This is a genomic window from Bifidobacterium apis (assembly GCF_036986835.1).
In the GTDB taxonomy this organism is placed as follows: domain Bacteria; phylum Actinomycetota; class Actinomycetes; order Actinomycetales; family Bifidobacteriaceae; genus Bombiscardovia; species Bombiscardovia apis_A.
In genome coordinates this window covers 524,212-541,874 of the sequence record NZ_BTXD01000001.1, presented here as the reverse complement: position 1 = coordinate 541,874, position 17,663 = coordinate 524,212, and the positions used below count along the sequence as shown (strand labels likewise).

General features: G+C 61.2%; 14 protein-coding genes. 2 read left to right on the top strand and 12 right to left on the bottom strand.

What is annotated here, in order from left to right; genetic code table 11:
• Positions 1-8 precede the first annotated feature (8 nt).
• Together AACP62_RS02220 and AACP62_RS02215 are read right to left on the bottom strand one after the other, a co-directional pair.
• Positions 9-1,637: a peptide ABC transporter substrate-binding protein gene (locus AACP62_RS02220; RefSeq protein ID WP_339346023.1), complete on the bottom strand. Its 1,629-nt coding sequence runs from the start codon at positions 1,635-1,637 to the stop codon at positions 9-11.
• Positions 1,638-1,716: 79 nt separating this feature from the next.
• Positions 1,717-2,343, bottom strand: a complete 627-nt coding sequence (locus tag AACP62_RS02215) for an ECF transporter S component (RefSeq protein ID WP_339346021.1) — start codon at positions 2,341-2,343, stop codon at positions 1,717-1,719.
• A 304-nt stretch (positions 2,344-2,647) separates the two neighbouring features.
• Here AACP62_RS02215 and ettA point away from each other — a divergent pair, with 304 nt between their 5' ends.
• A complete protein-coding gene (gene ettA / locus AACP62_RS02210) occupies positions 2,648-4,324 on the top strand; it encodes an energy-dependent translational throttle protein EttA (RefSeq protein ID WP_024626701.1) in 1,677 nt (558 codons plus the stop codon).
• Positions 4,325-4,363: 39 nt separating this feature from the next.
• Complete coding sequence (locus AACP62_RS02205) at positions 4,364-5,278, top strand: acyl-CoA thioesterase (RefSeq protein ID WP_339346018.1); 915 nt, start codon at positions 4,364-4,366, stop codon at positions 5,276-5,278.
• 83 nt (positions 5,279-5,361) lie between these two features.
• Here the strand turns inward: AACP62_RS02205 and AACP62_RS02200 are convergent, their stop codons facing one another.
• The 10 genes from AACP62_RS02200 to AACP62_RS02155 form a co-directional block, all read right to left on the bottom strand.
• A complete protein-coding gene (locus AACP62_RS02200; protein ID WP_339346016.1) occupies positions 5,362-5,919 on the bottom strand; it encodes a DUF3180 domain-containing protein in 558 nt (185 codons plus the stop codon).
• Positions 5,916-6,998 carry a dihydroneopterin aldolase gene (locus AACP62_RS02195; RefSeq protein ID WP_339346014.1) on the bottom strand — a complete coding sequence of 361 codons (1,083 nt, stop codon included), beginning with the start codon at positions 6,996-6,998 and terminating at the stop codon, positions 5,916-5,918. Before AACP62_RS02195 ends, AACP62_RS02200 begins: the two co-directional genes overlap by 4 nt.
• Before the next feature lie 82 nt (positions 6,999-7,080).
• Positions 7,081-9,195 (bottom strand): ATP-dependent zinc metalloprotease FtsH, encoded by a 2,115-nt coding sequence (gene ftsH / locus AACP62_RS02190; RefSeq protein ID WP_339346013.1) that lies wholly within the window; start codon positions 9,193-9,195, stop codon positions 7,081-7,083.
• Entirely contained in the window at positions 9,192-9,794 is a 603-nt protein-coding gene (gene hpt / locus AACP62_RS02185; RefSeq protein WP_339346011.1) for a hypoxanthine phosphoribosyltransferase, read from the bottom strand. The genes ftsH and hpt overlap by 4 nt, the downstream gene beginning before the upstream one ends.
• Positions 9,781-10,968: a tRNA lysidine(34) synthetase TilS gene (tilS, locus tag AACP62_RS02180; RefSeq protein ID WP_339346009.1), complete on the bottom strand. Its 1,188-nt coding sequence runs from the start codon at positions 10,966-10,968 to the stop codon at positions 9,781-9,783. The genes hpt and tilS overlap by 14 nt, the downstream gene beginning before the upstream one ends.
• The gene (gene dacB / locus AACP62_RS02175) at positions 10,910-12,415 is read right to left on the bottom strand and encodes a D-alanyl-D-alanine carboxypeptidase/D-alanyl-D-alanine endopeptidase (protein ID WP_339346008.1); all 1,506 of its coding nucleotides are present in this window, start codon (positions 12,413-12,415) and stop codon (positions 10,910-10,912) included. Before dacB ends, tilS begins: the two co-directional genes overlap by 59 nt.
• Before the next feature lie 32 nt (positions 12,416-12,447).
• Positions 12,448-14,079, bottom strand: coding sequence for a hypothetical protein (locus tag AACP62_RS02170; protein ID WP_339346006.1), 1,632 nt, complete (start codon positions 14,077-14,079; stop codon positions 12,448-12,450).
• Positions 14,076-14,921, bottom strand: coding sequence for an ABC transporter ATP-binding protein (locus tag AACP62_RS02165; protein WP_044097855.1), 846 nt, complete (start codon positions 14,919-14,921; stop codon positions 14,076-14,078). Before AACP62_RS02165 ends, AACP62_RS02170 begins: the two co-directional genes overlap by 4 nt.
• Positions 14,922-14,974: 53 nt before the next feature.
• Positions 14,975-16,201 (bottom strand): glycosyltransferase family 2 protein, encoded by a 1,227-nt coding sequence (locus AACP62_RS02160; RefSeq protein ID WP_029678729.1) that lies wholly within the window; start codon positions 16,199-16,201, stop codon positions 14,975-14,977.
• Positions 16,201-17,640, bottom strand: coding sequence for an AI-2E family transporter (locus AACP62_RS02155; protein ID WP_029678730.1), 1,440 nt, complete (start codon positions 17,638-17,640; stop codon positions 16,201-16,203). Before AACP62_RS02155 ends, AACP62_RS02160 begins: the two co-directional genes overlap by 1 nt.
• Positions 17,641-17,663 lie beyond the last annotated feature (23 nt).

The window sequence follows — 17,663 nt, the reverse complement described above, 5'->3', positions numbered from 1 at the left end:
TGTCGGACCTACTTGGTGATCTGGTTGTAGACAGGCAGACCCATGTATCCGAAAGGAGCCTGGCGAACCTGCTTGCCGGCCACTGCCGAGACCTTCCTGTACCAGAGCGGCAACACCGGAAGATCCTTGAAGAGCACGGCCTCGGCCTGGCGGTAATCCTGCATGGCTTCGTCCTGGTCGGTCTTGGAGGCAGCACGGGAAAGGATGGCATCATATTCCGCGCTCTTGTAGTCCCCATTGTTCAGTCCCTTGCCATCGGCCTGGCTGGAGGCATACCCCTGAACCAAGTAACCTTCGGGGTGGGGATAGTCCGAGGTGATGCCCGAATTAAAAATACTGTTGACCTGACGGTTGTGAACCGCCGTATTGAATTCCTTGCCCGTCGGGAAGATATTCGGTTCCGTCTTGATGCCCAGAACCTGGGCGTACTCATGCAGAACCGCATCAACCCAGTCCTTGTCTGCCCCGTCGGCGCTGTAAGCGATGCGAAGCGTGCCCTCCCAGGGAGAGATGTCGTCAGCCTGCTTCCAAAGTTTACGGGCCTGGTCCGGATCATGGTTCAATACCGCTTTGCCTTTGATGTCGGAGGCATTCCCCCTGATGGTTGGGGCCAGGAAATCAGTGGCCGGCGTAACTGAACCAGCAAAGACCTTGTCGGCTATTTCCTTGCGATCCAAGGCATATGACAGGGCCGCCCTACGAAGAGCACCTTCCTGCCCCTGGAAATGCTGCAGGCCTTGCGGGATGGTCAGGGACCGGAAGGCAGGCCCCGGCTTGATCAAGGGCTGCAGGCCCGAATCGGTATGGAAGGTTTTCAGGCGGGAGACCGGAACCGTATCGAGCACATCCAGGTGACCGGCTTGGATATCGGCATAGGCGGCATCGAGACTCTGGTAGTCCCTGAACTCCAGGCTTCCGTTGCGAGCCTTGCGCGGTCCCTTGTATGTGGGATCCTTCTCCAGCTTGATTCCCTGGTTGGGCACCCATGATTTGAAGCGGTAGGGTCCATTCCCGATTGGCTTCTTACCGAAGGACTTGATGTCCTTGTAGGCGGATGCCGGCAGGGGAAGGAAGGCCACATCTCCCACCTTGTAGGGGAAGGAGGAATCCGGTTTGCTCATGGTCACCTCCAAGGTCAGGTCGTCAACCACCCGAAGACCAGACAGAGGAGCCTTGGGGTCGCCATGCTCATCCTGCACCTGCTCGTACCCAGCGATGGTCGAAAAAGCCGAGGCACCCAGCTGCCCATTGGCTGCATTCGCCGCGAAAGACCAGGAATCCGCATAGGTCTTGGCTGTGATCTTCTCCCCATCACTGAAGGTGAGTCCCGGTTTGAGGACAATCGTGTACCGGCTTGCATCCTCATTGGGAGTAATCGATTTGGCCTGAACCAGCGTCATTCCGCCCTTGGCATCGAAGGCGACCAACCCGTCGAAGAGCTGGGTCACCACCTTCCATCCTGCGGTGTCGTTGGTGCTGGAGGGGATCAGAGGAGCCGTAGGTTCGGCATTGTTGACGCTGATGGCGGCCCGAGGGTCGACCCGGTCTTCTTGGGAAGCCTGGGAGGTGCCGCAGGCGCCCACCGCCAGGATAAGCGGGAGCAGCACCGCCGCGAGGTAGGAACGAAGCTTAGTCATGATAGGACCTTTCCTGCCCGGTACGGGCCTTGTCACGAAAGATATAGTCAATCAGTCGATTGGGCGAGGATGCCGATATTCAGACCTGCCTGACATCCTGCCCGGATGCCAGACGATCCAGAGCACCGGTGCTGCCGATGGCCCGGAATAGGAACCAGCTGACCAGCCCAGCCAGGACCACTCCGCTGATCAGTTCGCAGACGGTGCCGATGATCCCCCTCGGACTGAGAAGGGAGACCCCCTGATAGTAGAAGGCCAGAAGAAACGCGTTATAGACCAAGGCTATCAGGATACCTCCCAGAACGGTCGTTCCCAGGGTCCACCGGCGGTAGCGGAATATTCCGAAGGCCAGCTCAGCGCAAAGGGCCTCGACGATGGCCTCCACCAAAATCATCGGCACGTTATAGGCATTGCCAGGCAGAATCTCGACCAGGACGCCGATAATGCCGACGTAGACGGCCGCGCCGGGCTTGCGCAGTATCAACAAGGACAGGGTACAGGGAAAGTAGAAGACCCCGTGCAAAAGGGCCGCCGCCCCGGGAAGCAGGGCCGTCATCAGCGGGAATATCCACGAGGCGAGCAGGCTGGCCAACCAGTAAATCAACCCCGACACCGCGCCCAGGCCGGCGCCGACCGCAATGTCAAGCGGCCTCCAGCGCAACCGATGAGAAGCGGAAATCCGACCCTGCTGCTGTTTTACCGTCATTGATACTCCCTTGCGACCGCCATAGAGCGGACGGCCCATTCCTCATGCGCACAGCGATAAGAAGGGACCCGCCCAAGCAGGCAAAGGCCCGTCCGACGCTCCTTGACCTGCGCATGCCGGGCGGGAACGTCGACTCAAGGCTATCCCGACCAAGGCGGCAGAACCAGGGTCTGGTCATAGGTCTTGTTTATAGGTGGCCATCCGCCTGCCTTAGCTTGCTTATCAGCCCGGCGCATAAGTCAGAAGTTCCCACTACCATGAATGCAGTTTGCACTGTCTTTCTAAGGTTCTGTGAGGTAGCTTCTTGGCCGAATTCATTTATCAGATGATCAAGGCGCGCAAGTCCTTCGGCGACCGCGTCATCCTGGACGATGTGACCCTGAGTTTCCTGCCCGGCGCCAAGATCGGCGTGGTGGGCCCCAACGGCATGGGCAAATCCACCCTGCTGCGAATCATGGCCGGCCTGGACACGGTCAGCAACGGCGAGGCACAGCTCACCCCCGGCTACACGGTAGGCATCCTCCAGCAGGAGCCGCCTCTGGACGAGGACAAGACCGTGGGCGAGAATATCCGCATGGCCTTCGGCGACATCATGAGCAAGGTGGACCGCTTCAACCAGATCGGCGAACAGATGGCTGACCCCAACGCCGATTACGACGCTCTCATGACCGAGATGGGCCAGCTTCAGGAGCAGATCGATGCCGCCAATGGCTGGGACCTTGACTCCCAGCTGGACCAGGCCATGGATGCCCTGCAGTGCCCCGACCCGGACACCCCGGTTTCGGTCATCTCGGGAGGCGAGCGCCGCCGGGTGGCCCTATGCCGGCTTCTGCTTGAGGCCCCCGACCTGCTTTTGTTGGACGAGCCCACCAACCACTTGGACGCCGAATCCATCCTCTGGCTGGAGCAGTACCTGCACACCTACAAGGGTGCCGTCCTGGCCGTGACCCACGACCGGTACTTCCTGGACAACGTGGCCGAGTGGATCTGCGAGGTGGACCGTGGCCATCTCTACCCTTACCAGGGCAACTACTCCACATACTTGGAGACCAAGGCCAAGCGTCTTGAGGTCCAGGGGCAGAAGGATGCCAAACTGGCCAAGCGTCTCAACAACGAACTTGAATGGGTCCGCTCCTCCCCCAAGGCCCGGCAAGCCAAGAACAAGGCTCGCCTGGAGCGCTACGAGCAGATGGAGAATGAGGCCCGGAACAACAAGAAGCTGGACTTCTCGGAGATCCAGATTCCGCCGGGACCCCGCCTGGGCTCCAAGGTGCTGGAGGCCGAGCACATCCACAAGGCCTTCGGCGACCGCGTCCTGATCGACGATCTGAGCTTCACCCTGCCTCGAAACGGCATTGTGGGCGTCATCGGCCCCAACGGCGTGGGCAAGTCCACGCTCTTCAAAACCATCGTGGGCCTGGAGCCCCTGACCTCGGGCACCCTGGAGGTCGGCGACACGGTCAAGATCTCCTACGTGGATCAGAACCGCGAGGGCATCGATCCCAACAAGAACCTCTGGGAAGTGGTCTCCGGAGGACTGGACTTCATCGAGGTCGGCGGCGTCGAGGTGCCTACCCGCGCCTACGTAGCCTCCTTCGGCTTCAAGGGTTCGGATCAGCAGAAGCCGGCCGGCGTGCTTTCCGGCGGAGAGCGCAACAGGCTGAACCTGGCACTCACCCTCAAGCAGGGCGGCAACCTGCTCCTGCTGGATGAGCCCACCAACGATCTGGATGTGGAGACCCTGGAAAGTCTGGAGAACGCCCTGCTGGCCTTCCCTGGCTGCGCTGTGGTCATCTCCCACGACCGCTGGTTCCTGGACCGTATCGCCACCCATATCCTGGCCTGGGAGGGCACGGACGAGAATCCGGCTTCCTGGTATTGGTTTGAGGGCAACTTCCAGGCCTACCAGGAGAACAAGGTCAAGCGTCTGGGCGAGGAGGCCTCCAGGCCCCACCGCATCCACCGCAAGCTGACCCGCTGAACGAAATACACCACGAGGGATTGAGGGCCGAGGAAAAGCATGAGCACCGAGGACGAAGCACTGGCCCAGGCCATCGCTGGGTTGAACCTGCAGGAGCAGCAGCCCGCCGATGGCCGTTCCCGTTTTCTGGGCAAATCACTGGACTTCCCAACCGGTCGCCTCTACGGAGGTCAGCTGCTGGGCCAGGCCATTATGGCCGGCGGGCGGACCGTGCCCGAAGGTCGGCTGCCCCACTCGATGCACGCCTATTACCTGCGCACTGGACTCCTGAATCAGGACGTACAAGCGGAAGTCGAGACCATTCGCGACGGACGCTCCTTCTCCTCCCGACGAGTTGATCTGCACCAGGGTGAACGGACTATCCTGAACGCCTTGCTCTCCTACCAGCAGGTCGGCCAAGAGGGCATCCGCTATGCCGACCCTATGCCGACAGGGCTGCCTGATCCGGAGGATCTGCCTGGCTCCCGGCAGCTGATGGAACCCTATGCCGATCAGTCCGCTTTCGCTGACTACTACGCCCATCAGAGCCCCTTCGACATGCGCCATGTCGGCGGCACGGTACTGCTGGACGATGCTGATGATGCAGAAAATAAAGATTCCAAGGATGGCAACAGGAATCGCCAGGCCGTATGGAGCCGCACCCAGGGAAAGGCCGACCTGGACCCGCTGATGCGCCGGGCCCTGCTGGCCATGGAATGCGATCAGATCATGATGGAGCCCGCCCTTCGCCGTGCCGGGCTGAGCATGACCACCCCGGGGATCTCCTTCGCATCCATCGACCATGCCATGTGGTGGTATCAGGATCTGGACCCCTGCGAGTGGCACTGCTTTATTCAGGAGTCCCCCGTGGCCGATCACGGACGCAGCCTGTGCATGGCCAAGGTCTACACCCGCCGGGGTGACCTAGCTGCCTACATGGTTCAAGAGGCCATGATCAGGGTGCCCAAAGACTGAGCGTCCACCGGATCGCCGTATATTTTCCCAGACAACAGGTCGACCATCTTCAGGAATATCTGAAGCTATAGCCTCGAACGCTGTCAGCCATGCCTTTTGCCTGAATCGGCCTTTATCTCCGCCCTATCAGCGGTATCGGCCGCATCGGCCATGGGTCTTCGTGAGGACTTCTTGCGCCGTTCGGGGTTCTCAGGTCCGTCATCCGGTGGCAGTTGACAGAGCCACTCCCCCACTGCTCCGGCCACCACATCGAGCAGACAGACCAGGGAGGCGACCAGGCACTCCTGCATGACCCGTGTGTAATAGGGCGCGCCTGCATGGCCCATGCTGATCAGGGCCTGACTGCCGTACCAGCCCAACAGGGCTGCACAGGCAATGCCCAAGGCCTTGCTCATAATCAGCACATTTACCGCGAAGCGCAGATCCATCTCCTTGCGGTCCCCCTTGGCGTAGCGATGCACCTGGAAGGCCATGATCAGGATGGCCACCCCAAGCAGGAAGAGCAATACGCTGACCAGCCAGGGAACCCCCATCAGGTCCGTCCTGGTGGACATGCCAAGTTTCGAGATGCCGGCGCCTCCCACCAGCCCAAGGACCAGGGCGACCAGGTAGTGCACGAGCGGTGTGCGGCGGGCCCTCATGACAGACCGTCCAGAATCCAGTCCTCCGAGACCAGGCTGATGCGATCACGGTCGGGAGCACGGTTGGCCAGGCTTGCCAGGCAGGATCCGTCAGCGCCAGGCAGACAGTGTTCAGGCTCCAAATAGGCCCAGGGGATCAGAATGCGCGATGGAGCATCAGCGGTCAGCAGAGGAGGGCGGTCCTGAGATGACGGAACCGAGCCGTCCGAGGTCTCCACCTCCACCACATCGGCATCCAGCCCGCCCATCTGTCTGATAGGAGCGGCCACCATGTTCAGAGCAGACCGCAGCTCCCGCAGATTCAGCGGCGTCTGTAGGATAACCACAGCCGATAGACGCTGAGCCCCCTGATCATCCCGGTAGGTATACAGAGGCGAGATGCCGACCAACTGGCTGCCGGGGATCCCGTCCAGGGCTGCAAGAGCACGGAGCATGGTCAATCGGTCAGTTCCCGATGCTCCTTCCAGAGCAATCACATCACGCATCAGAAGGCCCTGTGGTTGAGCTCCCCCAACAGTCTGCTGACCGTTCGCTTCGTCATCGTTCTCCGGAACTGAGGACAGTTCGTTCTGCGTAGAGGAAGTCACGGGGTGACGCAGTCTCGCCTGCGTTGCATGACCAGAATCGGCCTGTCCGGACAGCAGGAGGGAAGGATGCCCTAGAGCTGCATTCCCGCCGCCGCTTACACGTCCAGACTCCATACTGCCCGGGTTGCCTTCCATCTGATCGTCGGCCGCACGTTCAAGGGTGACGCCTACCTGAAAATCGACTCCTGTTCCCTGATCAGCGCCCAGACGGGTGACCGTAACCCTCGTGCGGCGAATCTGGTGGGAGAGCAGAATGGCATCTGCCACCTTGGCGGTCAGAGATTCCAGAATCTCATAGGCCGGCTCGTTCTGGATCAAGTTGACGATACGACGGACAATCTGCACATAGTCCACGGTCTGGGTGCCGTCGTTGAGTCTGCCTGCCTCACTCAAATCCAGGTAGAGGACGGCATCGACCTGATAGCCGAATCCAGACTTCTGCCGGCCATGCAGGGGTGCGACCTTGATGGAGCTCAGACGGATGGCATCCATGATGTACGCTCCTCCCTTGCCTTGGAACATTCACTGCCGCATGGCCCGGAACCATAAGCAAGGCACCGAGCCGATCCAGAATTCAGTGCTGGTCCGTTGCGGACGGCCCGTTTACGCTGCGCCTGAGCTCCTCAGGAATTTCCACAGGTGGCTGCTCGGAGTCCGGCCGATCCGGCGCAGACAGCCAGAGCTGACGCTCGGGAGCCTTGCGCAAGCCGGCGAAGACCGCAGCCAGCTCGTCCTTGTTCAAAGTCTCTTTGACCAGGAGCTGCCGAACAAGCTCGTCCAACACGTCACGGTTTTCGGTGATGATCTGCCAGGCCTCTTGATGTGCCGTCTCGATAAGATTGTGGATTTCCTCATCGATGGCCTCGGCGGTCTTCTCCGAATAGTTGTGGGGCTTCAAAGCATCAAGCCCGGAATCCTGGTCGTTTTCGTCAGCCCACTTGATGGCACCCAGCTTGGATGAGAAGCCATACTGCAGGACCATCTGCCGGGCGATGCTGGTGGCCTTCTCGATATCGTTGGAGGCACCGGTGGTCGGGTCGTGGAAGACTACTTCTTCTGCAACGCGGCCACCCATGGCGTAGGCCATCTGGTCCAGCAGCTCGTTGCGGGACTGCGAGTAGCGGTCAGTGGTGGGCATGACCGCGGTGTAACCCAGGGCCCGTCCACGCGGCAGAATGGTCACCTTGGTGACCGGATCGGTATGGTGCAGGGCCGCAGCAACCATGGCGTGGCCGCCCTCGTGGTAGGCGGTGTTGCGCATCTCAGCCAGGGCCATGCCCTTGGTCCGCCGCCGAGGTCCGCTCAGCACACGGTCGATGGCCTCGTCGATGGCCCGGTTGTCGATCAGCTGGGCATCCGAGCGAGCGGTCAACAGAGCCGCCTCGTTGAGCACATTGGCCAGGTCTGCGCCAGTAAAGCCGGGTGTACGCACGGCCACAGTATGCAGATCCACATCAGGCACGAAAGGCTTGCCCTTGGCGTGGACCTTGAGGATGGCCTCGCGGCCTTCCAGGTCCGGGGCCTCCACGGCCACCTGACGGTCGAACCGGCCGGGCCTGAGCAGGGCCGGGTCCAGGATGTCGGGACGGTTGGTGGCTGCAATGATGATCAGGTTGGTGTCATTGTCGAAGCCGTCCATTTCGACCAGCAGCTGATTCAGGGTCTGCTCGCGCTCATCGTGACCGCCGCTCATACCGGAGCCGCGCTTGCCGCCTACTGCATCGATCTCGTCGATGAAGATGATGGCCGGCGCATTCTTCTTGGCCTCGTCAAACAGGTCACGCACTCGGGAGGCGCCCAGACCGACGAACATCTCGACGAAATCTGAGCCTGCCATTGAGTAGAAGGGCACGCTGGCCTCCCCGGCAATGGCCCTGGCCAACAGGGTCTTACCGGTTCCAGGAGGGCCATAGAGCAGGACGCCTCGGGGTATGCGGGCGCCCAGGGCCTTGTACTTGGAGGGATCCTTGAGGAACTCCTTGATCTCCTCCACCTCCTGGACAGCGGCTTCCTCTCCGGCCACGTCCGAGAACTTGGTCTTGGGGGTCTGCCCGTCGTTGAGCCGGGCGGAGTTCTTCTTGCCGCCCATTCCGAACATGCCGCCGCCGGCCGCCGAAGACATACGCGAGAGCAGGAACCAGAAGACTCCCAGAATGATCAGCATGGGCAGGATGGAGGAGATCAGGTAGCTCATCATGCTGGTCTGCGGCACCACCGAGTTGTACCCCTCGGAGGGCTTGGCCTTCTCGACGGCCTTGACAACCTGCTCTCCCTGGGCCTCAACGTAGTAGAACTGCACGTCCTTGCCGAAGTTCTTGGAGGTGCGGTTGCCACGGAAGCCGGGTACATCCTTGACGAAGTCGCTGTTGAGCTTGAGTTCGACGACCTGCATCTTCTCGGTGATCTCGGCCTTCTTGATTATGCTGCTGTGGTCGTTCAGCAGCTCCAGGCCATCCTGGGTGTTGATGGTCTGGGCACCGTTCTGGCTGCTGAAGAAGCCGAAAATGGCCAGGATGATGACCACGGCCAGAATCCCCCAGAGCCAGGGGGAACGCCAGAAGGAGCGGTTGCCCCCGTTGGGGCCGGAACCGTTGTTGCCCAGGTTGAAGTTGAAGGGGTTGTTGCCCTTGTCCCCGTTGTCCCTGCCTCCATTGGGCGGACCCTGCTGCGGTCCCTGCGAGTAGCTCATGACTGCTCCCCCTGATCCTGATGATCCTGTTCCTGGGTCGGGTCCATGTATTCCTCGGACCTGAGTACAGCTATCGAATCAAGATTACGGTACTGCTCGTCGTAATCCAGTCCGAAGCCCACAACGAATTCGTCGGGTATGGCGAACCCTGGATACTTGACATCCACCTCGACCTCGTGTCGCGAGGTCTTGTCCAGCAGGGTGAAGATCTCCACCGATGCAGCTCCTCGCTCTTTGAGATGCTCAACCAACCAGTGCAAGGTGTAGCCGGAATCGATAATATCCTCAACGATCAGAATATGCCGTCCGCGCACATCGCAGTCCAGATCCATCCTGATGTCCAGGTCCCCCTTGGAAACGCTGGTCTTGCCTGCCGGATAGCTGGAAATGCTCATGAACTCGATCTGAACCGGTATGGTGACGGCCTGTGAGAGGGCGGCAAGCGTGTTGAAAGCCCCTTTGAGCACGGCCAGCATGATCGGGTTCTTACCCTGGTAATCCCGGCTGACCTGCTCGGCCGTCCGGTTGATCAGCTCTTCTATCCGTTCCTTGGACACCAGTTCATGGTCGATATGGGATTGAATATCAGCGATGCGCATGGTCTCCATCATTGCATATGAGAATGACTTGACCCTTACGGATTGCTGTATGGGAGCTGGGAAAACGGGGGCCCTGCTGGCCGTGCCATCGGCATACCAAATCATCCAGGGCCCGGACCTGCACGGCCGTGAACCGTATGCCCAGCCCGGTCAACACCTGGGCCAGCAAGCGGGTGCGCAGGGCCGGATGACAGTCGGCCAATCCGCGTGCATCCAAGCAGGCCAGCACCCCCTCGGCTCTCTGGTCCGAGTCAGGGCGGGCGACCAGTCGCTGGAGCAACCCATCCACCTGGGTGTCCAGATAATCCTGATCAAGACGGGCCATATCCGCACCCAGGGCCAGGCGGCGGACCATGTCCCGGCCGGCGAAGCGATTCAAGGCGGGCAGCAGGTCATGACGAATACGCGAGCGCAGCGGCAGTGACTCTGGAAGCGTCGAGCCGGCCGGCTGATCGTCGCCGTTGGTGGGGTCGTCCCACCAGTGGATCCCCTGCTGACGGCAAATGGCCGTGGTGTCTTTCCGATCCATGTCCAGGAATGGGCGCAGGTAGCGCATTCCTCCACGTTCCACACGCCGGGCCATGCCGGTGATGGCCTCCAACCCCTGGGAGCGAATCAGGCCGATCAGCACCGTCTCGGCCTGATCGTCTCGGGTGTGCGCCAGGAGGACGACCCTGGCGCCAAGCTTGAGGGCCTGCTCGGAGAGGGCCTGATAACGGGCTGCACGGGCATCGGCCTCGGGACCAGCCGAGGTGACGGGCACATCCACTCTGGTGACGTGGACCGGATTTAATCCCAGTTCCCGGCAGGTTCCAGCCGCGCGCTCGGCGATCCGATCCGAATCTGGCACCAGACCATGATCGATTAGCAGGGCCCCGCACCGCAACCCGGTCATATCGGCCACCAGGTGGGCAACGCAGGCCAGGGCCAGGGAATCCCGGCCTCCCGAGCATGCCACCAGAATCAGTGGGGCATCCGGATCGGGCCGGTGCATCCCGTGATGGGCGAACCGCTTATCCTGCAGGCCCAGGCCCTCCCGGTCCAGGGTCGAACGCAGGAGTCCCACCGCCCTTTTCATCTCCGCTGAATAGACCATGGTCCAGGCCACTTCCCGCTTAGAGCCGATCCAGGGATCCGACCAGGGTGTCCACAGCATGCCGGGCAGCAGCCACATCCTCAGGATCGTTGACGACTACGGCAAAGACCAGAACACCGCCTGAGCGCCGAATCACGTTGCCCGCCAGTGAAGTCACATGGTCCAAGGTGCCGGTCTTGACCCGGATCAGCCCGTCGGCCTGATTGTCCATTTTGCGTCTGGCTGCTGTGCCGGTCAGCCCCACCACGGACAGACCCTTGACCAGGGGGGTCAACCCCTTCTCGGACAGGGCCAGCTGCTGGACGTCCGCCAAGGTACCCACCTTGAGACTGGAGCCAGGGGTCAGCCCCGAGCAGTCGGCCATGTTGAGGCCCGTGGTGTCTACGCCCAGCTTGTTCAGCGTGCTGGTCACTGCTTTCACGGCCCCGGCCGGGCTGTTGGGCATGTCCAGGGCCAAGGCGGTCAGACGGCCGAAAAGCTCGGCCAGACTGTTGTCGGAGTTGCGCAACATCAGCGACATGATCTCGCTGAGCCGTGCCGAACTGATATGGGCCAGCACCTTACCCTGTGCATGGTCGGTCCGATCGGGCGCCTGGGCATTGTCTACCTGAATACCTGACTCCATCAGACGGCTGGCAAAGACTGCTGCAGCAGCCCCTGCGGGGTTTTGGACCCTGGGCAGGTAGACCCCACCCGCGTCCGGATAGGTGACGGGCTCAGTCCGTCCCTGCCTGGCCTCATCCACAGCCATAGCGACAGGTTCCTGGAAGTAGATTCCATCAGCATTGTTTGCTTCAATTCCCTTCGGCGACCGATCGTCGCCGAAGAGCGTGTCCTGGTAGGCCAGGGTCACTCGGCTGATCCCCTGCTGGTGCAGAGCTTGGGCCGTCTTCTCGGCCAGAGTCCCCAGACCGGCCCGGCCATTGACGTGCAGAGGATCGTCCTTGCCGACCCCTAGAAGCATATCGCCGTGACCGCGTAGGGTCAGCGTCGCCTGCGAGGAGGAAGAGGAATTCAGAACCGCCTCAGTATCCAGTTGTGAGGACATATCCAGAACGGATGCGGCGGCGGCTGCTGTCAAGGTCTTCATGGTGGAGGCCGGCTGGCGCGCCTGGTCGGCATTCTTTTGAGCAAGCACGCGCCCATCAGCCTGCCGGACGACCAGCGAGTATGCATTGCCCAGGCCCGGCGTGCCAGCGAAAGTGTTGACCAACTGCTGAACCCGACCGGCATCCACTGCTGACCCAGGCTTGTCTGCGACCAGGGTCGGCGGCTCGCCCATCAAGACAGCAGGAGGGACCGAAGAATGACTGGTCTTTACCAAGGTCAGAGGTCCGGGCACCAGATCGGCCAGGTCCATGCACGCATAGCCGACAACAAGCACGACAGCCACAAGCATGGCCAAGGCCACCCGCCAGCGTCGCTTGATCCGACGACGGCGTGTCATGCGCAGCTGATGTCTGTCACCCAATTGCTCACTCCCGGACTTGCCTTCGCCAACCGAGTTCGGCTCGGTCAGCATCATCCAACTAGCCTAGTACTGGTCCTGTCACTGTCTCAGGACTGCAGAGAGGCATATCGATCCAGAGTCAGCAGAATGGCCGACTGACGACGATCGAAGATTCGAGACCCTATAGCGACACCAACGGCAAGCACAATCAGACCGTTCGCCAGTGCGACGGGCATGGGCAGCCAGAGCGGAAGAATCCCGACCGTGGTCATGGCCAGTAATGCCACCAGGAAGGTGGGCAGCATAATCACCAGGCTAGCCAGCAACTGCAACAAAGGCAGGAAGCCTTGGGCAACGGCTCGTCCCTGCGGTGAGGCGAAAGGTTGGTCCATGGAGGGTACCGGATAGATCAGCAGAGCCGAGAAGACCTGGGCAACTCCCAGCCCAGACAGGAGCAATCCTACGGTCACAGCTAGCATATCCAGGGAGATGACCAGATCTCGTCCCCCCTTCATCGCCCCGGAAAGCGCCAAAGTCACCAGTCCAAGCAGGAGTATGCAGGGCATGGCCACGCTCAGATGGCTCCGGACACGCGAGAGCCGGTCCTCACGACCCTTCACTCCCGCCGCTATCTCCATGCGCAGGGCAAGCCCATCGTAGGCCAATGCATTGCCCTCGGGAACCTCCAGCACCCAGGCACCCACAACCGGCCCCAACCACAGCATCATGGGCATCTGGCGGAAGATCACCGCGTATAGAATCACCACAACAAGTAGAAGCGGATAGCTAACAAGTCTGCGAGGGTCCTGACGAAGATAGATCAGCAATCGCGCAGCCATGGCATCCACAGCGTCCCGGGACCGGCCCAACATCCCCAGCCCCTTGGGGGCAACCGACCGTTCAGCACTCGCCCCAGCATGCAAACGGTCATGACGCAGGCACAGCATGCCGATCACGAAGCAGAGAGCCAGGGTGGCCAGCTCCATACACAGTCGTCCGACCAGAGCCCACCATGATCCGGAAATGAAATCCTCCGGCAGGCGGACAGCAGCGCCCAGTGGCGTCCAGGCCAGTGTGTCGGCCAAGGACTCGAGGGAGTCAGTGTCGACTGTAATGCCATCCATAATCCCGCTGTCCAACAGAGAGGGCAACATGCACAAAAGCATGATCACCATGGTGACCAGCAGGTAGAGCCCGGATCGAGTGCGCTTGGAGACCACCAGGGTACCGACCAGGTCCAAAACAGCCCGGGACAAGGCCAGCATTACCAGGACAGCCAGCAGGGCTGCAATCAAAGCCACGATCATAGCTCCGACACCCATGCGGGCATAGATGGCCGTCAGGGCCAGGAAGCAGACAAGACCCGTCAATCCCGCAGGCCCGGTCAGCCCAGCCAGGTAGAGCCCCACCTGCAGCTGGCTGTCAGGAATCCCGTACAGGACGAATCGCGAAGGGCTCAGGTTCGACCCCTGGCCCAGAAAGGCCAGTTGAATCAGGATCACTCCCAGAGTCAACCCGACCAGGAGCAGGACCAATATGGCTCCCATACGCTGCCGGTCACCCGGACCGGCAGTGGGCAGCCAGCTCCCCAGTGTCAGCGCACCCTGCCATGAGGCTAGGCAGATGCCTATGGCCATGAGCAGGCTGATGATGGCGCCGACCATCTGCCAGGAGGAACGCTTGGCGGTTCCCCAGGTAATGGACCAACGCATGGCGATGATGGTGGATGCCGCGCTCATTGCGTCTCCTGGTCTTCCTCGGACCCGGAGCCGTTCAGCCAGGCGATTCGCTTAGCCTGGTGACGGCCGCCGACAAGCTCCAGGAAGCGATCCTCCAGGTCCTCGCCGGAAGCGACCTGGGCCACCGTACCATCAGCCCGAACCAGACCATGGTCGATGATGGCCACATGGGTGCACATCCGCTCCACCAAGGCCATAACATGCGAGGAGATGACCACTGTTCCTCCGGTATCGACATACTCGGCCAGGATGTCCTTGAGATTGGCGCTGGAGACTGGGTCAACCGATTCGAAGGGCTCATCCAGCACCAGGAGCCTAGGGGAATGAATCATGGCTGTGGCCAGGCAGATCTTCTTGGTCATGCCCGATGAATAATCACAGACCCGCTTGCCACCGGCATCAGTCAGGTCGAAGGCCTCCAGCAGGTCCCTGGCCCGGCCCAGGGCCTCACTGCGCGACATCCGTCGAAGCATGCCCGAGTAAACCAGCAGTTGCAGACCTGTCAGCCTATCGAAGATCTGATCGCCCTGGGGCATGACGCCGATGATCCGCTTGGCTGTATCCACGTCCGACCACACGTCCCTGCCCAGGATCATGACATTGCCGGAGTCGGGCACCAGGAGACCGGTCATCATGTTCAGCGTGGTGGTCTTCCCCGCGCCATTGGGGCCGACTATCCCATAGAAGGATCCCCTGGGAATATCCAGAGAGAGGGCGTTGACAGCGGGCCGACCCTGATAACACTTGACCAGGGCACGGATAGAAACCGCTGCATGCGGATCTGGCGGAGGGACCGCTGCCGTCTGGGCGGTCATGCTGGTTGCTTGCGCTTCATCGGACATGGCCTTAAGTCTACCGTATGCCCCTCTCGCTGCCGATTGAGGAACGACTGCCCTTAATGCCCTGAGTGCTCGATGGGCTTCCATCCCGGATTGGCGAAAATGGCCTGGAAGGAGATGGGCACGTAGCTGAGCATGAAGATGGGGAAGCTCAGGCAGTAGGCGAAAAGCTCCTTGTTGGATGCGCCGATCTTGTCCCGCTCGGCCAGCACGGTCAGGGCAGCCAGGCCCATCATGGCCAGGAGGCCCAGAATCCCGGCCGCTATGCCATCGATCAGGGTGGTCACCTGGCTGGTCCAGGTCACGAAACCCAGAGCCGGGAAGAGCAGGCCGAAGAAGCAGCGGACCAGGCCCAAGACGGTCAAGGGACAGATCAGGATGGTCAGATCAACGGCCGAGAAGTCGCGTTCACGGAAGGCCCGGGAGATCAGAGCAGGCCCGTAGTAGCGGAAGACCTGCAGGAAGCCCTTGCTCCAGCGCAGCCGCTGCCGCCAGCTCTGCTTGAAGGTGACCGGCTGCTCGTCATAGAGGATGGCGGTGCCGCAATAGCCGATGCGCTCGCCGTGCAGAACCGAGTCCATGGTGAACTCCAGGTCCTCGGTCAGCAGATGGAATTTCCAGCCGTTGTTGCGCTCCATGACCTCCCTGGAGAACATGAATCCGGTGCCGCCCACATGGCAGCTGGAGCCGATGACCATCCTTGAGGTGTTGAGGAACCGGGATTCGCGGATGAACCATAGGGCCGAGCCGGAGGAAACCCAGTTGTCCGAGAAGTTGACCGAGTTCCGGTAGCTGGTCAGTATGCGGAAGCCGGACTGGAAGGCCTTGTTCATCTCTTCTATGTAATGACGGTCCAGGATGTTGTCCGCGTCGAAGACGAAGTAGGCATCGTAACGGGAGTCAAGTCCCCGATCGAGTATCTGCTCCAGCAAGAAGGTCAGAGCGTAACCCTTGCCCACCCGGTTTGGATCCTGCCGCTCGACCACATGGCAGCCAAGGGATCTGGCCAGCCCAGCGGTATCGTCAGTGCAGTTGTCGGCCACCAGCCATATGTCGACCATGGAGAATGGATAGGTCTGCTCCTTGATGGAGTTGATCAGATGACCAACCACCTGCTCCTCGTTGCGGGCGGAAATAAGGACGGCGAACCGCTTGTCGAAGGGGGCATCGGGAAAGACCACCGGCTTGGAGACAAAGGAGATGACGATACAGATGGCCTGGTAGACGATGCCCACTCCACCCAGCAGCAGCATCAGAACGTCCAACACCTTAAGCAGGGCCATCAGCGCCACTCCTTGCGGGGGTTGTCCTCCCCCTCGGAGGCCTCGTCCCCGGTCTCGGCACCCTTGAGCGGCCTGTGCTTTACCGGCGCCGAGGCGGACTTGGGTATGGGCACCGTAGCCGACTCGTCCAGGTCCTTGGCCGTCGGTGAGGATGCCGGGTAGAGCTGGCTGGCAATGGTCATGACAGGGTCTTCCACTCGGACCCTGGCGCTGGTCCCCTTGGCGGACCGGCTGCCCACATGGCTGGCCACCGGCTGGACCACGTGCTCGTTGAAGGCCTCGACACCCTCGACCACCTTGGACTTGCCTACCGGCTTGGGATCCTGCATGAGTGGGGAGTCGATCAGCTCGTAATGCTTGACCGAAGCCGAGAAGATGGCCTGGAAGCTGGCCGCCAGAGGCAGGGCCAGGAAGGCTCCCAGGGCGCCGAAGACCGCCCCCAGTGCCAGTACGGAGAGGAAGGCGATGGCCGGGTTGAGGTCCATGGTCCGCTGGGAGATCTTGGGGGCCAGGATCATGTTTTCGATCTGCTGGTAGATGATGATGTAGACCAGCACAATAACAGCCATCAGCAGTCCGCGGCTCCCCCAGGCCACCACTATGGGAACGGCCCCGCCTATGTAGGTGCCGATGGTGGGCACGAACTGGGACACCAGCCCGCAGAATAGGGCCAACGGCAGCCAGTAGGGCACCTTGAGGATGACCAGGAAAACCGACATGCAGGCCGCGGAGATGAGCGCCAGGATGGTCCTGCTGAACAGGAAGCTGGAGATCTGGTCCTGGGCGATGGTCCAGACGAAGAGGAAGCGGCGTTGGCTCCTGGGGGCCAACCACTGACAGAGACTGCGGCGCAACTTGGGGCCTGCAGCCGAGATGTAATAGATGACCAGCAGGACGGTCATGATGTTGATGAAGGACCCTGCCAGCCCCACGGTGGTGGTCAAGGCCTGCCCGGCGAAGTCCGTCACCCAGGATGTCTGGATGTTCTTGACGATCTCCCCGCCCAAATCCTGCATGGCCGGCAGGTGCCAGGGGGTGCGGTTGGCGATGAATTCCGCCACCTGCTCATAGAGGGCCGGCAAGCCGTTAGCCATGCCGATGACCTGCTGGACCAGCAGATTGCCGAACATGCCCAGGAGGACGATCACAATAATGATCAGGCCTATCAGGGTGACCGCCGAGGCCGCTCCCCGTCGCCAGCCATGCTTGACCAGCCTGAGCACCAGGGGCTCCATGGCCAGGGAGACGAAGATGGCGATCACCACGTCCAGCACCAGGAATTCGATCTTCCACCAGGAGGAGTATGCGAACCAGGCCAGGAAGACTGCTATGACCACGTAGAGGAGGGCGCGGCCGAACCATTCCGGAGGTCGGCGCGGATCCCCCTTGGGCGGGAAGACCGTCGCGAAATCGAAGCGCTGCTTTTGCTCGTTGGCCATATGTTCCATTATCCCAAGATGGC